Annotated in this window: 8 protein-coding genes; 5 read left to right on the top strand and 3 right to left on the bottom strand. The window is 62.3% G+C overall.

The window, feature by feature from the left end; all coding sequences use genetic code 11:
• Positions 1 to 34 precede the first annotated feature (34 nt).
• A complete protein-coding gene (locus E4T63_RS15710) occupies positions 35 to 12,532 on the top strand; it encodes a filamentous hemagglutinin family protein (RefSeq protein WP_135295953.1) in 12,498 nt (4,165 codons plus the stop codon).
• Positions 12,533 to 12,596: 64 nt separating this feature from the next.
• Here the strand turns inward: E4T63_RS15710 and E4T63_RS15705 are convergent, their stop codons facing one another.
• The 3 genes from E4T63_RS15705 to E4T63_RS15695 all read right to left on the bottom strand — a co-directional run bounded on the left by E4T63_RS15705 (position 12,597) and on the right by E4T63_RS15695 (position 14,265).
• Positions 12,597 to 12,866, bottom strand: a complete 270-nt coding sequence (locus E4T63_RS15705; protein WP_098964236.1) for a type II toxin-antitoxin system RelE/ParE family toxin — start codon at positions 12,864 to 12,866, stop codon at positions 12,597 to 12,599.
• Positions 12,856 to 13,047 carry a type II toxin-antitoxin system RelB family antitoxin gene (relB, locus tag E4T63_RS15700; RefSeq protein ID WP_003225628.1) on the bottom strand — a complete coding sequence of 64 codons (192 nt, stop codon included), beginning with the start codon at positions 13,045 to 13,047 and terminating at the stop codon, positions 12,856 to 12,858. Before relB ends, E4T63_RS15705 begins: the two co-directional genes overlap by 11 nt.
• A 270-nt stretch (positions 13,048 to 13,317) precedes the next feature.
• Positions 13,318 to 14,265: a SphA family protein gene (locus E4T63_RS15695; RefSeq protein ID WP_135295952.1), complete on the bottom strand. Its 948-nt coding sequence runs from the start codon at positions 14,263 to 14,265 to the stop codon at positions 13,318 to 13,320.
• A 210-nt stretch (positions 14,266 to 14,475) separates the two neighbouring features.
• Here E4T63_RS15695 and E4T63_RS15690 point away from each other — a divergent pair, with 210 nt between their 5' ends.
• The 4 genes from E4T63_RS15690 (at position 14,476) to E4T63_RS15675 (ending at position 18,608) form a co-directional block, all read left to right on the top strand.
• Positions 14,476 to 15,573 carry an AraC family transcriptional regulator gene (locus E4T63_RS15690; protein WP_098964234.1) on the top strand — a complete coding sequence of 366 codons (1,098 nt, stop codon included), beginning with the start codon at positions 14,476 to 14,478 and terminating at the stop codon, positions 15,571 to 15,573.
• A gap of 183 nt (positions 15,574 to 15,756) precedes the next feature.
• Positions 15,757 to 16,644 carry a Dyp-type peroxidase gene (locus tag E4T63_RS15685; RefSeq protein WP_135295951.1) on the top strand — a complete coding sequence of 296 codons (888 nt, stop codon included), beginning with the start codon at positions 15,757 to 15,759 and terminating at the stop codon, positions 16,642 to 16,644.
• A gap of 25 nt (positions 16,645 to 16,669) precedes the next feature.
• On the top strand, positions 16,670 to 17,638 hold the full coding sequence (locus tag E4T63_RS15680) for a Gfo/Idh/MocA family protein (protein WP_135295950.1): 969 nt from the start codon (positions 16,670 to 16,672) through the stop codon (positions 17,636 to 17,638).
• Positions 17,639 to 17,861: 223 nt separating this feature from the next.
• Positions 17,862 to 18,608: a GntR family transcriptional regulator gene (locus E4T63_RS15675; RefSeq protein WP_095136329.1), complete on the top strand. Its 747-nt coding sequence runs from the start codon at positions 17,862 to 17,864 to the stop codon at positions 18,606 to 18,608.
• Position 18,609 lies beyond the last annotated feature (1 nt).

Here is an 18,609-nt window from a genome sequence, read left to right as displayed (position 1 = left end):
CCATATGTGGCAATCAAAAAAGGATCTCGTAGTGATGCTCGCTCGCCCATCCCGTCGTGGTACCAACGCTCTGTCATCCAAACGTGAAGTCATGGATCCGACGCTGTGGCTGCTCAAGCCGTTGGCGCACGCGGTGGCGTTGTGTCTGGTGGCGGGCAGTGCGCAGGCGCAAACGGCGTTCAGTTCGAGCTGGTTTGCCGCCAAGGGTGCGGCGCAGCAGGCCGCGGCTGCGCGTCCGAGCGTGGGGGGGCTGCCGGGGATGACACCGCCATTGGCCCAGCAGCAAAAAGCCAACCAGCAATTGCAGCGCTCGATTCAGACCTTGAATAACACCGTCGCCGCGATTGCCGCACAACAGGCGGCGCAGGCGGCCGGGAGAGCCGCCGCATTGGGCACGGTGCAGTTCGTGCCGGACGGCCTGGGCGAGGGTGGCTTGAAGGTCGACAACAGCCTGACTCAAGGCTGGCAGAACGCGAAGGGCCCGCAGCAGACCCAGGTCGATGGCAAAACCACAGTGACAATCGAGCAGACCGCCGACAAGGCCATTCTCAACTGGGAAACCTTCAACGTCGGTCGCAATACCACGGTCGATTTCGCCCAGCAGTCGAACTGGGCGGTGCTCAACCGCGTCAACGATCCGAATGCCCGGGCCAGCCAGATTCAAGGCCAGATCAAGGGCAACGGCACGGTGATGCTGATCAACCGCAACGGCATCGTGTTCAGCGGCAGCAGTCAGGTCAACGTGCGCAACCTGGTGGCCGCTGCCGCCAACATCACCGATATCCAGTTTCGCGATCGGGGTCTATATTTCGACAGCACCGGCACTCAGCCGACGTTCACCGATGCCGCCGGCAAGGTGCTGGTGGAACGCGGTGCCTCCATCGACACCCACAAGCCGGCATCGTCTACCGCTGCCGGTGGTTATGCCTTGCTGCTCGGCAGCGACGTACAGAACGACGGCAACATCAACACCATCAAGGGCCAGACCGTGCTGGCGGCCGGCGACCGTTTCTACATCCGCAAAGGCTCGGGCACCGAAGGTAATGCGCTGTCCACCACCTTCGGCAACGAAGTCATTCCCGGCTTCAAGGCCGGTGCCGTTGCGGGCAAAGTCACTAACAACGGACTGATCCAGTCTGCCACTGGCGACATCACTCTGACGGGGCACGAGGTCGTGCAAAACGGCGTATTGCTTGCCAGCACTTCAGTGGCGACGCGGGGCACGATTCACCTCTCCAACCCGAGCACCGATGCTAACGGCAGCGTGACGCTGGGACAGGGCAGTGCCACGGCGATCATGCTCGACAGCAGTGACCTGACCGCCCTCGACAGCCAGCATCAGGCCGCGCTGACGGGCGTCACGGCCAATAACCGGATCCGTGGCGACCAGTCGCGTATCGAGATTCAGAGCGGCGGCAGTGTCGAGTTCCAGAACGGCTCGATCACCCTGGCCACCGGCGGCCAGGTCGCGGTCAGCGCACAACGCCGCAGCCTGGTGCGCGACGGCGCGATGATCGATGTATCCGGTGCCCTCGGCGTCAAAGTGGCGATGGAAAACAACAGCATCAAGATCAACGTGCAAGGCAACGAGCAGCGCGATGCCTCGGTCAACCGCGAGAAAGGCGCGCTCAACAGCAATGACATCTGGGTCGATGTGCGCGATCTGGTGTATGTACCGGCCGGCACCAACGGCTACGCCACGGATCGCTGGTACACCGCCGGTGGCTTGCTGGAAGTCGGCGGTTATCTCGGCACTCAAGGGCACAGCGTCGGCGACTGGATGGCCCAGGGCGGCACGGTGAGCTTTGCCGGCAACGACGTGGTGACTGAAAAGGGTTCGCTGATTAACCTGTCCGGCGGCACCCTGGATGTGCAGAGCGGCGAGATCCGCCAGAGCTGGCTGCGTGGCGCCGACGGTAAGTTGTATGAAGTGTCGCGTGCTCCGGGGGACCTGCTCTACACCGGCCTGTACAAAGGCTATGAAGACAGCAGCCAACGCTGGGGCCAGACCAGTTATTACTACAGCCCGCTGATTGCCCCGCGTTCACGTTTCGAGTCGGGTTACACCGTGGGTCGTGACGCCGGACAACTGGTGATCGCCACGGCCAACGCCGTTCTCGACGGGCAAATGATCGGCGAGGTGTATCAGGGCGAACGGCAGAACCAGGCGCCGAAACCGGTGCTCGACGGCTATCAGCAGAGCCAGAGCGCGTTGGCCCGGCGTGCGCAGTTGATCGTCGGCAGTTACGACCCGACCTTCGTCGCGGCGTCGAATGGCCTGCTCTACACCCTCAATCCGACGCTGGATCAGGTGCAGATTGGTGGCGAGCGTCCGGTTGCCGGAAATGATCCGGACCTCACCGGCGCGGTGTCCGATACCCGTAAGGGCAAGCTGTATCTTGATAACGATCAGCTCAGCGGGTTGCGCCTCGGTGCGCTCAAGGTTTCGGCCAAGGATCAGATCGCCATTGACGGCGCGCTGACGGTCGATAGCGGTGGCGACATCACCCTGTATTCCCCGGATGTGCAGATCGGCGCCGACCTGACTGCTCGCGGTGGCAGTCTGCGTCTGGGCAACGTACTCAATCAGTTCAATGGTGGCGCAAACACCGACACTCGCCTGGCGGCCCAAGCCGACAAAACCACGCAAACCCGCATCGTCGAGGGCGTGCATCTCGACACCCGAGGGCTGTGGAGCAACCTGCGCACCAACCCGGACGATAACGCCAGCCTCGCGTATCTGAACGGTGGCCTGATATCGATCCGCAGCAGCGGTGATATCGACGTCGCTGCCGGCAGCCTGCTCGACGTTTCTTCCGGTGGCGCCATACTCGCCAATGGCAAGACCCGGGGTGGCAAGGGTGGTGATCTGACGCTGGAGTCGAGCGCTATTTCCGCGCCGGGCACATCGCATCTGAACCTCGATGGCGAACTGCGCGGTTATGGCGTCACGGGCGGTGGCACCTTGACGGTGCAGGCCAACAGGATTCTCGTCGGCCAGACGGATAAAGCCCTGGCAGACAACACCCTGCAACTGTCCACCGATCTGTTCAGTAAGGGGTTCTCCGCCTACAACCTGATCGGTCTCAACGGGCTCGACGTTGCCGAAGGCGCCGCGATTGATGTGACCCTGCCGGTGTACCGTTTCGGTGATGCGGCACCCAACCAGGTCAGTGGCGTCGATCCGCGCACGGCGCTGGAGCTGTGGACACCGACGCTGTTCCAGGAAAACCCGACCAAGGGCGTGCTGACCCAACGCGCCGGCGCCAGCCTGACACTGCAAGGTGGCGCGACGCTGGTCGGTCTGATAGACGCGGCCAACAGCTCGCTGACCCTGGGCCGTGGCTCGCGCATCAGCGTCGACCCGGGGCAGAGCATCAAGCTGCGTGGTGCCGGGCAGATCACCGTCGATGGTGAACTGAATGCGTGGGGCGGCACGATCGATATTCGTCAGCAACAATTCGGCTCGATCCAGCCGGCCACTTCGATTCAAACGGCTGATCCGAGCGCACATGACCGCTCGATCTGGATCGGCGAGCAGGCCGTGCTGGATGTCGCCGGGCGTGCGAATACGGCGACCGACACCCTGGGCCGCACTTACGGGCAGGTCGGCAAGGGCGGCAGCCTCATCATCGGCGGCGAGATCGATGCGAAGCTGGCAACCGCCACGGCTGCCGATGCCTACGTGATTGTGCGTCCGGGCGCGCGGCTGGATGCCTCGGGCACCGAGGCTGTTCTGGATATCGCCGGTCAAGGCCCGACGCGTATCGCAACGGACGGCGGGCGCATCAGTTTGAGTTCTTATAACGGTCTTTTCGTTGAAGGCAACTTGCGTGCGGCGGCGGGTGGCGTCGGGGCGGCCGGTGGTCGTCTGGAACTGGCGCTGGAGACGCCGTTGTATTCCGATTCGGCGAGCAACGCGGTGCGCTCGCCGAGGGAAATGATCATTGGTCAAGCGGCAGAAAACGAGCTGCTGCCCGCGAACCTGCAACCCGGCGAAGGCGCCGATGGCTTGCGTTACGGTCAGGCCCGCTTGAGTGCCGATGGCTTGATGACGGGCGGTTTCGACAATCTCAGCCTGCTGAGCAACGGTCTGTTGTCGTTTGACGGTGACGTCAATCTGCGCATGAATCAGAGCCTCAGTCTGTTCGCCGCAGCGCTGTCTCTCGCCGAGAATTCCAAAGGCTCGGCACGGGTTGATTTGAGTGCTCCATACCTGCGTCTGTCAGGGGTGGGCACCTACTTCGCCGGCTTCAACATGATGCGTCCACGGTTGCTCCCAGGCCCGACGGCCCGATCGTCCGATGCAACGTTCAATGCCTCCGCGAATTTGTTGGACGTGGGCAATGGCCTGTCCTTCGGGACTCAGGGTTCGATCCTGCAACGGCAGGCGCCGGCCGTTGAATACAGCCGTCGGGCTTTCGGTCTGGTGAGCCTCGACAGCAGCGGCGACCTGCGCTTCCTCGCGCCGAATGATGGTGCGGAGAAAACCAGGCTGTGGACGCCGGGCGACTTGAACCTCGGTGCGGCGCAGATCTATCCCGCCACCGGCATTCAGGCTGAGGTGCGTGCCGGTTATCAGGGCGCCGTCCCGGTTTCCGAACACACCTTGCGGATCAGCGGCCACGGCGCGGCACCGACTGCGGTGCCGTATTCGGCATTCGGAAAGCTGATTTTTTCCGCCGCGTACATCGAACAGGGCGGTGTCTTGCGTGCACCGCTGGGCAAGATCGTATTGGGTGACGATTTGCTCAGCACCACTCACGAGGTTCGTCTTCTGCCGGGCAGTCTGACTTCGGTCAGCGGTGCCGGTCTGGTCATGCCGTACGGTGGCACCACGGACGGTATCGACTATCGCTATAACGGCAAATCCGTGGTGCTCAACGGCATCTCCGGCGAAACATCAGGCGTGTCGATTGGCACGCAGTTCGCCGATGTGCAAAGCGGTGCGGTCATCGACCTGTCCGGCGGTGGCGATCTGCGTGGCGCCGGTTTCGTGTCCGGTCGCGGGGGTTCCACCGATGCACGTTTCAACCCGCTGGTGCGCACTGCGACTGACGGCACCTTCAGCCTGCCGGGGCTGGCGAGCAACCCGGTGTATGCCATCGTGCCCGGCAACCAGAGCAGCTACGCGCCGATGCTGGCCGAAGCGGGTGCGGGCGATCCGCGCATTGGCCAGCAGATCACTATTGGCGCCGGTGTGCCGGGGTTGGCGGCGGGTACTTACACACTGTTGCCGTCAACGTTTGCCCTGATGCCTGGTGCGTTCCGGGTTGAGGTAAACGGTCAGGCAGCACCCGGCGTGACAACGGGGGCGTTGCCACTGCGCAATGGTTCATGGACCAGCAGCGGGCAGATGTCGATTGCCAATACCGGCCTGCGTGACAGCCTGGCCAGTCAGTTGATTCTCACGTCAGCCGATGTGTTGCGTCGTTACTCGCAGTACAACGAAACCGGTTTCTCTCAATTCATCCAGAGCGACGCCGCCCGGCGCGGTGTGCCGCGTGCGCTGGCACCCATGGACGGCAAGACACTGGATCTGCGCCTGGCCTCCGGCGGCAAGCAAGACATCGCTTTGCAGTTCAACGGGCGCACACTGTTCGAGGCTGCCGAGGGCGGCATGGCCGGCACAGCGGTGGTACGTGGCGGCAACGTCGGGAGCAGCTTCGAGATACTGGGTGCGGGCCGTGCATCGACACCGGGTTTCAACGGTGTGTCGCTGTACGCCGACACGCTCAACAGCCTCAACGCGGGGCGGCTGACCATCGGTGCGATGCCGAATGTCTTGTACAACACGACCGCTAACATCATCGGCTTCCTGGGCGCGAGTGAAAGTATTGTCTTGCGTGAAGGGGCGATTCTATCCGCGCCGCAAGTCTTGCTGCGCACCACGTCAACGCTTGGCGGGATCACCGTCGAGGCGGGGGGCGGGATCAATACGCTGGGCCGTGGCAACGTGGCATACGACTCGCTGGCCGGTTACGTTTATGAGCCGAAAGGCTCCAGCCTGCTGCTGGTTTCCAACGGTTGGGCGCAGGTACTGGCACCGGAACGGGCCAGTGGAATCAGCGGCGCGGGCAGCATCCGGATCGGCACTTGCGCAGCGAGTGCGTGCAACAATCCGGCCCTGCTGTATTCGAACGGCAGTATCACGGCCGCTACGGATAACCAGTTCGAACTCGGTGAAGCGGTGCGTTTCGGCACCCGTCATCTGGCATTGTCGGTCGGCTCGGTCAATACCGGCAGCGCCGAAGCACTTGCAGCGGCGGGCAGCCGCGTGCCCGCCGGCCTCACGCTCAACCAGAACGTACTCGACCGCTTGCTGCGCGGTGATACGCAGTTTGCCGCGCCGGCCCTGGAAACCCTGAGCCTGACCACTCGCGACGCCTTCAATTTCTACGGCAGCGTGAGCCTCGACACGATCGATCCGCAGACCGGCCAAAGCAAACTGCAGAACTTGGTGCTGGTTACCCCGGCGATCTACGGTCTGGGCGATGCCAACGATGTGGCGAGCATCCGCACGGCCAACCTGATCTGGAACGGCGCGACGCAAAGCGCCGGCAGCGTCATTACCGGTGGCGCCGGTACGGGCAGCGGCACGCTAGACATTCAGGCCCAGCGGATCGAGCTGGGTTACGGACCGATGCCTCAGGCCAGCGGTCTGGATCAGAACAATCGATTGGCGTTGGGGTTCACCAACGTCAACCTCAGCGCCAGCGAGCGCATCACCGCCAATCACAAGGGCAGCCTGGCGGTGTATCAGGAGCAGGGCGCCTACGATCCGCTCACGGGTTACCGCTACAGCGGCGGCAATCTGAACCTGCGCACGCCGTTGCTCACCGGTGAGGCGGCATCGGTCAGCCTGCTCAAGGCCGGCAACAGCCTGACGCTCAGCGGCGCCGGGGCTGCCGGGGTGGCCAATGCCTTGGGGGCGGAGTTGAACCTTGAAGCCCGCAATATCGTGCTGGACAGCCGTATCGCCTTGGGCAGCGGCAAGCTGACCGTCAAGTCCGAGGGCGATTTGACGCTGGGCACTAGTGCCGTGCTGGACATGGCCGGACGGACCTTGCCGTTCAACGATGTCAGCAAATACAGCTGGGGCGGCGATGTCTCGCTGTACAGCGCCAACGGCAATATCCGTCAGGCTGCGGGCTCGCGGATCGACCTGTCGGCGAAGAACAATCAGGTCGGTAACCTCAGCGTCGTCGCTCTGGCCGATGCGGCCGGGATGGTCGATCTGCAAGGCGAGATTGTCGGCGGCAGCAGCGGTTACTACGACGCCGGGGGCACGTTGGTGCCGTACAAGGCCGGTGGCGTGGACATTCGCGCGCAACGCCTGGGCGGTGACGCCACTGAGCAGTTTGCCGCGCTCAACCAGCGCTTGAATGCCGGGCAGGTTTACGGCAGCCGCAGCCTGCAACTCAAACAAGGCAATCTGGTGATCGGCGACGGTCTCAAGGCTGGTGAGATCAATGTGTCGGTGGACAATGGCAGCCTGACGGTGGCTGGTCTGATCGACGCCAGTGGCGAACGTGTCGGCAGCATTCGTCTGTCGGCGAAAAATGGCCTGACGCTGGCTGGCAATAGCGTGCTTGATGCCCATGGTCGCGTACTGCGGGTCGACAGCTACGGCAAGATCATCGATGCGCCGAACCGCGCCACGGTCGAACTGAGTTCCGGTGATGGCTTGCTCACGCTGGGCAGCGGCGCGCGCATCGACCTGCGCCACGGCACCGATGCCGTGCCCGGTTTCCTTGCCGGGCAACACGATGGAATGCTGCGCGGTACGCTGGAGCTGAACGCGCCGCGTCTGGGCAGCAATGACATCGCCATCGACGCCAATGGTGTGTTGACCATTCAGGGCGCTCGCTCCATCGGCCTCAACGGTATGCGCCGCTACACCGATGCCCGCGAGGGTGTCGATCCGGCGGTCAGTGGCCGGCCGTATCAGGTGATTGATCAGGCCATGCTCGAGCGCATTCATGGCGACAGCAACGACTTTATCAACGCCGCACTGGGCAATAACGATCTGCTGCAACGCAAACTCGCCGGGTTGAACAACGCCACGTATGCCGATGCGTTCCATTTGCGGCCCGGTGTGGAGATCGCCAGCAAGACTGCCGACGGTGATCTGGTGGTGGAGGGCGATCTGGATTTGTCCGGTTACCGCTACGCCAGTCTCAATCCGCACACGCAGCTGAACCCCTCCGTATATGGTTCCGGAGAAGCTGGCAGCCTGGTGATTCGCGCCGGTGGCAACCTCGATATTTACGGCAGCATCAACGACGGGTTCGCGCCGCCGCCGGAAACCCAGGACGATGCCGGCTGGAAACTGATTGCCGGTGTGCAGCCATTCGGTGGCGACCTGATTGTGCCGGGCAGCGGTGTTTCGCTGGCCGAAGGCACGCAGTTCCCGATAGGCGCCACGCTCAATTACGACGTGACCCTCCAGGGCGCAGTGTTGGCCAGCGGCACGTTGCTGCCGACTCAGGCAGTGTTGGCTGAGGTGTATACCTTCAGCGCCGGCACCGTGCTGGCGGGGGCGATCCACGACAGCAACGGTCATCTGCTGTACGCCGCCGGTACGCTGCTCAGCGACAGCGTGACATTGCCTGCCGACACACGCCTGGGTGCCGGCATCCGTTTGAACAAGGCCACCGCCCTGCAAGCGATGAACTGGCCCAAGGGTGTGCCGTTGCCCAGCGTTTACGATGCAGATCTGACTACGTTCGCCGGGGTGAAATTAAAGGGCGAACTGGCCTTGCTGCGCGGTTCGCTGATTCCGTCGATGACCGATGTGAAGCTCGCCGAAGGCACTTCGCTGATCGAGTTGCGGCCGTTCAACGGCACACAACAGGGCAAGAACTGGGCGGTGGCCAGCATGCTGCCGTCGGGCAGTGCGTCGTGGTCGATGCGCGTGGTCGCCGGTGCAGATCTGGCTGCGGCCGATAGTCGTGCGGTCAAACCGCTGACCCCGGAAGGCAATCTGCGGCTGGCGGACAGTCATTACGGCGTCAACATCACCACGGCGGCGGGCAAGCTGGTCTGGGCTCCGGATAATCCCTTCTTTACGCCCTACGAGCCGGTCCCTGATGACATGCTCGAGTACTGCCAGCAGATTGCCGACTTGTGCGTACCCATGGCCCGTTGGGTCTGGGCGCCAGGCAGTGGAATGGGGCCGGACTACGAACCGGTTCCCGAGGAGGCCCAATTCATTTGTGATCTGCAGCCGGAACTGTGCATCGGCAACAATCCCGGGAAAACGGCCAAGGCCCATATGCAGATGTTCAGTGTTCTGCGCACCGGCACGGGTGATCTCGACCTGATCGCCGCCGGCAATCTGAGCATGGATTCACCGTTCGGCGTATACACCGCCGGCACCCAATCAGCGAATATCGACCCGCTCTATAACCAGCCGCGCGGGCATCTTTCGGATAACGATTCGGTGTTGGGTACGGCCGGTGCCGCTTATGAAAAATGGGTCGACGGCGGCAGCGACAGCCTCTATCAGGCCTGGTATCCGCAGATGGGCGGCAACCTGACAATCAATGCCGGTGGCTCGGTTTCCGGTGATTCGGTCGGGACGAAAGCCCAATCGACAGCGAGCGGGTTCCGCGAGCAGATGGCCAGTGTGGCAGTGGGCAACTGGCTGTGGCGTCAAGGCACGGGAAACCCGGATGTGCCCACGGCCTGGTGGATCAACTTCGGCAGTTATTCCACCCAAATGAACTCAGATCGGGTGATCAACACTGAACCCTACCTGGTGGGTTTCACCGGTTTCGGTACCTTGGGCGGTGGCAATATCAGCCTGCGGGCTGGTGGTGATGCCGGCATGCTCAAACCGCTAGGCGATGCCGTTAACTACCCGCGCGGTCAGGGGCTGATCGTCGCGGTAGGCAGCACCGGTCGAGTCGCCAGCGATGGCAGCGTGCAGATGACCGGTGGTGGTGACATGGACATTCGTATCGGCGGCACGCTCAACCCTTCGCTGCAAGCGCGGGCCGGAGAAACCGGCTTCGGCCAACCGAATCATGATCTGCAGGGCGCGCTGATCAACCTGCGCGGCGCGGCACACATGACGGGTGGAGCACTCGGCGGCATCAACCTGCAGTACGGCGCCGGCGCTGTGTTCAATGATCTTCGGGAAACCCGCGCACTTGATCCGTTTACCTCGACCACCGGTAGTGCTTCCGGAGGCGTGGTGCTGATTCCGGGTGACTCGGGCATGAGCCTGAGCAGCCGCGGTGATCTGGTGTTGGGCGGTGCCGCGGATCCTGGGCGAGTGAGTCTGATGAACGCCAGCCCGATCATGGCGGCCGACGCAAGCGTTGAGCAGGGCGGCACCCTGAGTGGCTTCTCATTGTGGACGGATCACACCGCAATCGATCTGTTCTCGGCTGGCGGGAACTTGACGCCGGGCACACAGATATCCGAGTTCAGTACCAGCAACGGCCTGATCACGGGCCGCAATACCTCGCCTACCGACGGCCGATTTGTCTACCCATCGATTCTGCGCGCGGTGGCGGGCCAAGGGTCCGTTTATGCAGGGCCATCCGCGACATTCATTGGCGTAAACAACTACCCGCTGCAAGGTTACTCACTGCTTCTGGCGCCGTCGAAGTCGGGGCAGCTTGAACTGCTGGCAGGTGACTCTATCTACGCCGGTGGCTATGCGATCAACCAGTCGGGGGCCAGCCCGATGGCCGTGGCTACCCCGTTCAACCCGGCATTCAATGCTTACACCAACAGCAACGCCGGAAAACCGCTGCGCACCAACTACAGCGACGATGGCGTGGCGGCAGAGGGCAACGTGCGATATCCGCTGTTTGCCTATGGTCCCAACACCTACTCGGGATCGAACGACGTACAGGGGCCGGCGCGATTCTATGCGCTGACGGGGGACCTGGTGGGCATTCGCAGTGGCGAAACGTTGAGCTTTTCCACTTCCAGACGCACCTGGTACGAAGCGGCGGGGCCTGTGTGGATGATCGCCGGACGCGACATCGTTGCCTCTGGCACTGCCCTGGGGCAGCCTGCGACCGTGCCGACAGTGGAAATGAGTAGCGGCAAGGAGGACATTTTTTCCACCGGCAACCTGTTCGTCCACAATGACCTGCGAGATGTATCGCGCGTCTCGGCGGGCCGCGACATTCTCTACAGCAGCTTCGATATCGCCGGACCTGGAACGCTGGATATCAATGCCGGGCGCAACATCCTGATGGAAAACCGCGCCAGCATCACCAGTCTCGGCGCGATAGTGGCCGGGGATTCGCGGCCTGGCGCCAGCGTGGTATTGCAGGCGGGCGTGGGCGCACAGGGGCCGAATTACACAAGGTTCATCGCGCGTTACCTGAACCCGCAGAACCTTGCTGACCCGAATGCCTCTCTCAACGGCCAGCCGGGCAAAGTGGTCAAGACCTACCTCGACGAGTTGCAGAGCTGGCTGACCCTCGGTTACGGCTTCAGCGGCAACGCAGAGCAGGCACAGGCGTTCTATGCCGCGCTGCCAAGTGCCGAGCAGGCGATCTTTGCGCGCCAGGTGTACTTCGCCGAACTGCGCGCCGGCGGCCTGGAATACAACGACGCTGACGGCCCGCGCAAAGGCAGTTATCTGCGCGGTCGCAACGCCATCGCCGCACTGTTCCCGAGCACCGATGTGGCGGGCAATCCGCTCCGTTACGACGGCGACATCACGCTGTATGGCGGAGCAGGGGTCAAGACGCTGTTCGGCGGCGATATCCAGATGCTCACACCGGGTGGTGGTCAGGTGTTCGGCATCGAAGGCGCGGCGCCACCGTCCACCGCCGGGATCATCACCCAGGGTTCGGGCAACATTCAGCTCTACTCGCAGGGCAGTATTCTGTTGGGGCAGAGCCGGATCATGACCACCTTCGGCGGCTCGATCCTCGGCTGGTCGGCCGAGGGCGACATCAACGCCGGTCGCGGCTCGAAAACCACTGTGGTCTACACCCCGCCGAAACGGGTTTACGACACTTGGGGCAATGTAACCCTGTCGCCTTCGGTGCCGAGCACCGGTGCCGGTATCGCCACACTCAACCCGATTGCCGAAGTCGCCCCCGGCGACATCGACCTGATCGCGCCGCTGGGCACCATCGATGCGGGCGAGGCGGGCATTCGCGTCTCGGGCAACGTCAACATCGCCGCGCTGACCGTGGTCAACGCCGCCAACATCGCCGTGCAAGGCAAGACCAGTGGCGTACCGGTGGTGGCTGCGGTGAACACCGGGGCGATCACCTCGGCCAGTTCGGCGGCATCTTCGGCAACCCAGGCCGCTGAGGACGTGGCGCGTCAGCAGCAAGCAGCGGCGCGGCAGAACCAGGCGTCGGTGTTCACCGTGCAGGTGCTGAGCTTCGGCAACGAACAACTGGCGCCGAGCCGTGATGGTGCCAGTCGTGCGCCGGCGACCGGCTACAACCCGAACAGCCCGGTGCAGGTGCTGGGAGCGGGGGCACTGGATGAACAGGCGAAGCAGCAGTTGACTGAGGAGGAACGCGGGCAGCTGACGTTGTAAAAGACTCTCGTGTAGTACTTTGGGCGACCGGTTGGTCGCCCTTTTTTTGTGTAGGCGGGAAGGTTCAGGGATACCCTTGTCGAGCATGCAATACGTTCAGGATTTCGATCCGCTCGGTCACCCGATAAACCACGACGTAGTTGGGATGGATAACGATTTCCCGGGTGCCGGCGACCTTGCCGAAGCGATAAAGGTAGGGGTGAAGTGGGAGGGCGGAGATAGCCGCTTCGATGGCGGCGTTCAGTTGACTGGCCGCAACGGCGTTACGGTCAGCGATGTAGTTCAGGGTTTGCCAGAGTTGAGTGCGAGCTTCAGGTCGCCAGTCAACCCGCACTGTTTTTGTTGAGTTTCGATTCGATGAGGGCGCGCATCTCGGCCATCACCTGCTCGTGGGGGATGTTGGGCCGCGGATCATCCATCGAGGCCTGTACCTGTGCCCGGAACCAGCGATCGTAGCTGGCGGCCTGCTCTGGGGTTTCAAAGTCTGAAACGATAAGGGAAAGTTCGGCGCTCATAGTGACCTCCATGATCAATGTGAAGCAGTCTAAGGGGGATGTGGCTCGCTGTCGTCACTGGCAAGACGAAGTGCGAAGTATCCATTGGTGCGAGCGATAACGCAGTCAGACGTTTCCGTGGATCAAGTGGGCATTTCCACGGGGTCTGTAGGCTTCATCACACCTGTGGGAGCGGGCTTGCTCGCGAAAGCAATCTGTCAGTAACCAATACGTTGCCTGACACGGCGCTTTCGCGAGCAAGCCCGCTCCCACATGGCATGGCGGCGCAGGTCAGAAGGCGTAGGGGATGCTGACCTTGGCCCAGAGCATGTCGCCTTCCGGCCGGTTCTCCACGTCAAACTCCTTGGCCCAGCGAATCTCCGCGCTGGCGTATTTGAGAAAGGTGAAATCCAACGCCGGGCCGATCGCGAATACCTGGCCGCGCACGCCGTCATCCACATCCTGCCCGGCGAATTGCACGGTGTGGCCGTACTGTTTGTCGTCGGTGGTCTGCTTGAGGTAGTAGCCGTTGAGGCCGAGCATCACATCGTCGGTGATCTTGTAGCTGGCCGAGTAATCGAAGTGGAAGATCTGCCCGGACTTGTAGTCGGTGTCCTTGTTCTTCTCGTTGAAGCTGTAAGTGGTCTTCATCGACACTTCGGTCTTGTCGGTCGGCAGCCAGGTGAAGGAGAACAGCGGCTTGTAGGTGTAGAAATTGTTGCTGGTGTTGGCCAGCCGATCGACGCTGTATTCGCCGGTGGGCACCGTGATCTCCACGGCAGCACCCAGGGTCAGGTTCTTGCCCATGTCCCACAGGATGATCGGCGCGATGGTGGTGTCGCCCATGCCTTCGCGGGTATCGCTGAGACCGAATACCGAGACTTCCTGCTTCAGCCAGGGCTGGGCGATGTAGCCGGCCAGGCGTCCGCCGAACACGCGCACCGGGCTCAGGTAATCAATACGCGGGATCACCGCCGTGGATTCGATTTCGACATTCGGCACCTTGCCGCCCAACGAGCTGATGTTGAGCTTGGTCGACTTGTAATGGTTGTAGTAGAGGTTGAACGCGACCATGTTCTGCGGAAGGCTGTCGACTTCCAGCGGCAGCATGAAAAATCCGTCGGTGCCGGGGCCGATGTTGTCGACGCCGGCTTCGGTGGCCAGGGCCGGCAGGCACGCGGTGCATCCGAGCAAAGTCAGTGCCAGACGCAAGGGGAAAGTGGCGCGGTTCGGGCTCATGGCTGTCCTCATTATTATTGTGGTGGGACGTGGCGCCGGTACGCAGAACGTCCGGCACCATAGAAATAAGCGCTTGGCGCCCGCCGGGGCAGGGTATTGGCGGACAGTTAGGGGGACTTCTGCGGACAGTCGGCCAACCCTGTGCTAACTTCCTTCGACATAACCGGTTACAAAAATAACAATCAAGCGTGATCCGGAATGTCAGCCCCCATGAACGTAAAAGTCCAAGACCCCACTTTCGAATTGGCGCTGGTCTCGCCGTTCCTCCTGCAAACCCTCGCCGAAGTCGTGCACAACAAAGGCATCGACCCCGAAAGCCTGTGCCGTGGCCTGGGCTTCAGCCTCGAAGATCTGCAGGATCCGGCGCAGCGGATTTCCTACCGCCAGGCCGTGGCGATGATTCAACGGGCGCTCAAAGTGTTGCCCAATCAGGGCCTGGGGCTGTGGGTCGGCGCGCAGAATGTGTTGGGTACGCTGGGGCTGCTCGGGCATGTGCTGTCGCTGTGCAAGACCTTGCGCGATGCCTTTGCCCTCGGCATTCGCCATCAGCACACCTCCGGCGGAATCGTGGTGTCCAGCGTCGATGTGGTGGGTGATCAGGTGCACCTCGATGCCGAATGTCGCTTGCCGTTTGCCGATGTGCAGGTGTTCGCGGTCGAAGAGTTTTTCGCCAGCCTGCTGGTGTATGGCCGGGCCTTGGCCGGAGTTGATTTCAAGCCGATCGCCGTGGAGTTTGTGCACGCTGCACCGGATTATCTGAGCGAATACCACCGCTTGCTCGGGCCCGATGTGCGCTTCGGCTGTCTGCACAATCGCATGCTGATCGATGCTCGGTGGCTGGACGTCAACCTGCCCAATCACCATTCGCTGGCGTTGCGTCAGGCGGTTGCGTTGCTGGAGCTGGAAGCGGCGCAGGTGCATCAGAAACTCGATCTGATTCAAGCAGTGGAGCGGGCGATTGCCCGGGACCTGAGCCGGGGCAGCCATATCGAAAAAATCGCCGGCGACCTGAACATGAGCAGTCGCACCTTGCGCCGCCGTTTGACCGAGCATGCGCTGACCTTTGAAGCGCTGCTGGAACAGGTACGTCAGGCGCGGACCATGAGTCTGCTGGCCAATCCGGACATGCCCATCGAGCGGATTACCGAAGAAGTCGGCTACAGCGACGTGCGCAGTTTTCGCCGGGCGTTCAAGCGCTGGACCGGGATGAGCCCGAGTGCGTGGCGGCATGACACAAACCCTCACCCCAGCCCTCTCCCGGAGGGAGAGGGGGCCGACCGAGGTGTGTCGCGTCATACATCGACCTGAAAGATTTTTGTCGATTATGGATTCGGTACATCATTTTCAAGTCGGCATATCTCTATAGCTTCCCCCGTTCAGTTCCCTCTCCCTCTGGGAAAGGGTTAGGGTGAGGGGGTTTTAGCATTCTCCAAACCCACACAAACCCTCCGGCCACAGGTAAACTCCCGCGCACTTTCCCAAGGAGTTCACATGAGTTACTACCAGCCGGGCATTCTCGCCACCCCTGTTCCTGCGCAAGCACGTCACCTGTTTTTTGCCCTTGCGTCGGTTGAAGCACTGCCGCAGGCGATCGACAACCTGATGAATCTGGTGGACGGCAAGTCGGCTGTGATCGGTTTCGGTGAATCCCTGACCAAAGCCCTGAACGTGCAAATCGACGGTCTGCGCAGCTTTCCGGCCATGAGCGGCGTCGGCGTGGAAAACCCGTCGACCCAGCACGCGCTGTGGGTCTGGCTGCACGGGGTCGACCGTGGCGAGCTGCTCAATCGCAGCCACGCTTTCGAAGCTGCGCTGGCCCCGGCGCTGCGCCTGGTAGACATGCAGGAAGCCTTCCGCCACAAGGACGGCCATGACCTGACGGGCTACGAAGACGGCACCGAAAACCCGCACGATGACGCCGCGATTACCGCCGCGTTGCTGGGCGAGGGCGCTGATGGTCTGGTCGGAGGCAGCTTCGCCGCGATCCAGCAGTGGCAGCACGACCTCAAGGGTTTCCATAAGCTGTCCGCCGAAGACAAGGACAACATCATGGGCCGTCGCCTCAGCGACAACGAAGAGATCGACGACGCGCCAGTCTCCGCCCACGTCAAACGCACCGCCCAGGAAAGCTTCGCCCCCGAAGCGTTCGTCGTGCGCCGTTCGATGCCGTGGATCGACGGTGATCGCGCCGGCCTGATGTTCCTCGCCTTCGGTGTTTCGCTGGACGCCTTCGAAGCCCAATTGCGGCGCATGAGCGGTCTGGAAGACGGCATCACTGATGGTCTGTATCGCATCAGCCGGCCGATCACCGGCGGCTACTACTGGTGCCCGCCCATCAAGGACGGCCACCTCGATCTGCGCGCGTTGCGCATCGGCTGAGTGTTTCAAACACAGGGAGTTGACCATGGACGTGGTGCGTTGGGGCATGATCGGTTGCGGCAGCGTCACTGAACGCAAGAGCGGGCCGGCCTTCTACAAGGCGCCCGGTTCGGCGCTGGTGGCGGTGATGGGCCGGCGCCTTGAAGCGGTGACCGATTACGCCGCGCGCCACGGTATCGCCCGGGTTTATACCGATGTCGATGCACTGATCAACGACCCCGAGGTGGACGCGGTGTACATCGCCACGCCCCCCGACAGCCACCACGCCTACAGCCTGAAAGTCGCCGCCGCCGGCAAGCATTGCTGCGTCGAGAAACCGATGGCGCTCAACGCCGGACAAAGCCGCGAAATGCAGCAGGCGTTTGCCGACGCCGGTCTGCACTTGTTCGTGTCGTACTACCGCCGTTCGTTGCCGCGCTTTGCCCAAGTGCGGCAATGGCTGGCGCAGGGCCGCATCGGCGAGGTGCGGCACCTGAGCTGGACGCTGACCAAGGCCCCATCGGCGGCGGATCTGGACGGCAGCGCCAACTGGCGAACCGACCCGAGCGTGGCTGGCGGCGGCTATTTTGCCGATCTGGCCAGCCATGGTTTCGACCTGTTCCAGTACATGCTCGGCGATATCGTCGAGGTCGCTGGCTTTACTGCGCGCCAGGCCGGGTTATATGCGGCGGAAGATGCGGTCAGCGCCAGTTGGCGCTTCGCCTCCGGGGCACTGGGCATGGGTTGCTGGAGCTTTGTGGCGGATCGGCGCGAGGATCGGGTGCAGATTATCGGCAGTCAGGGCCGGATCGCGTTCTCCGTGTTTGACGAGCATCCGGTGCAGCTGTTCGCCGATGAGCAGATCAGCCTGGAGATCCCCCATCACGAGCACATTCAGTGGCATCACGTGCTGGGCATGAATGCGCATATTCGTGGTGGTTCGCAGCATCCGGCCGTCGCCGAACAAGCCCTCAAAACCGATTGGGTGATGGACCAGATCCTCAAACGGCACTGATCCTCCAGACCACAACACCATTTCCTTGTGGGAGGGGGCTTGCTCCCGAAGAGGCCGGCATTGCTGGTATTTCCATCGCCTGACACACCGCCTTCGGGAGCAAGCCCCCTCCCACAAGGGTCTGTGTGTCGTCGTGTCTAAGGTTATGCCCAAACAATATTTCTCAAGCTTGTCATAACGTCTCTAAGATCACGTCATAACTCGTTATAACAAGTGATCCCTGATGACCGATAACGTCCTGTCCCTCAGTAGCGTCCCCTTGCACACCCAACTGCGCGACGTCCTGCGCGCACGCATTCTTGATGGCGAATACCCGCAAGACAGCCAGATGCCGTCCGAAAGTGAGCTCGGCACGCTGTTCAAAGTCAGCCGCATCACCGTGCGCCAGGCGCTGGGTGATCTGCAGAAAGAAGGGCTGATCTTCAAGATCCACGGCAAGGGCACCTTCGTCGCCAAGCCGAAGACCTTTCAAAACGTCAGCAGCCTGCAAGGCCTCGCCGAGTCCATGACCGGGCGCGGTTACGAGGTGATCAACCGCCTGCGCAGTTTCAAATTCATCCCCGCCGACAAACGTGTCGCCGAGCGCTTGCAGGTGGCCGAAGGCGAGACCGTGGCGCAGATCAAACGCGTACGCCTGATCAACCGCGAACCGATCTCGCTGGAAATCACCTATCTGCCCAAAGCCGTCGGCGAACGGCTGGAGAAGGCCGATCTGGTGACTCGCGACATCTTCCTGATTCTGGAAAACGACTGCGGCATCGCCCTCGGCCACGCCGATCTGGCGATTGACGCGGTGCTGGCCGACAGCGATTTGACCCAGGCGCTGAACGTCGAGGCCGGCTCGCCGATCATGCGCATCGAGCGTCTGACCCACGACGCCCACGGCCAGCCGCTGGACTTCGAACACCTTTACTACCGTGGCGATGCGTTCCAGTACCGCCTGCGGATCGACCGGCAAAAAGGGGCGTGAC

This window comes from Pseudomonas fluorescens, assembly GCF_004683905.1.
Classification (GTDB): domain Bacteria; phylum Pseudomonadota; class Gammaproteobacteria; order Pseudomonadales; family Pseudomonadaceae; genus Aquipseudomonas; species Aquipseudomonas putida_A.
The sequence above is the reverse complement of the archived record's forward strand: the minus strand, read 5'-3'. Positions and strand labels throughout refer to the sequence as shown.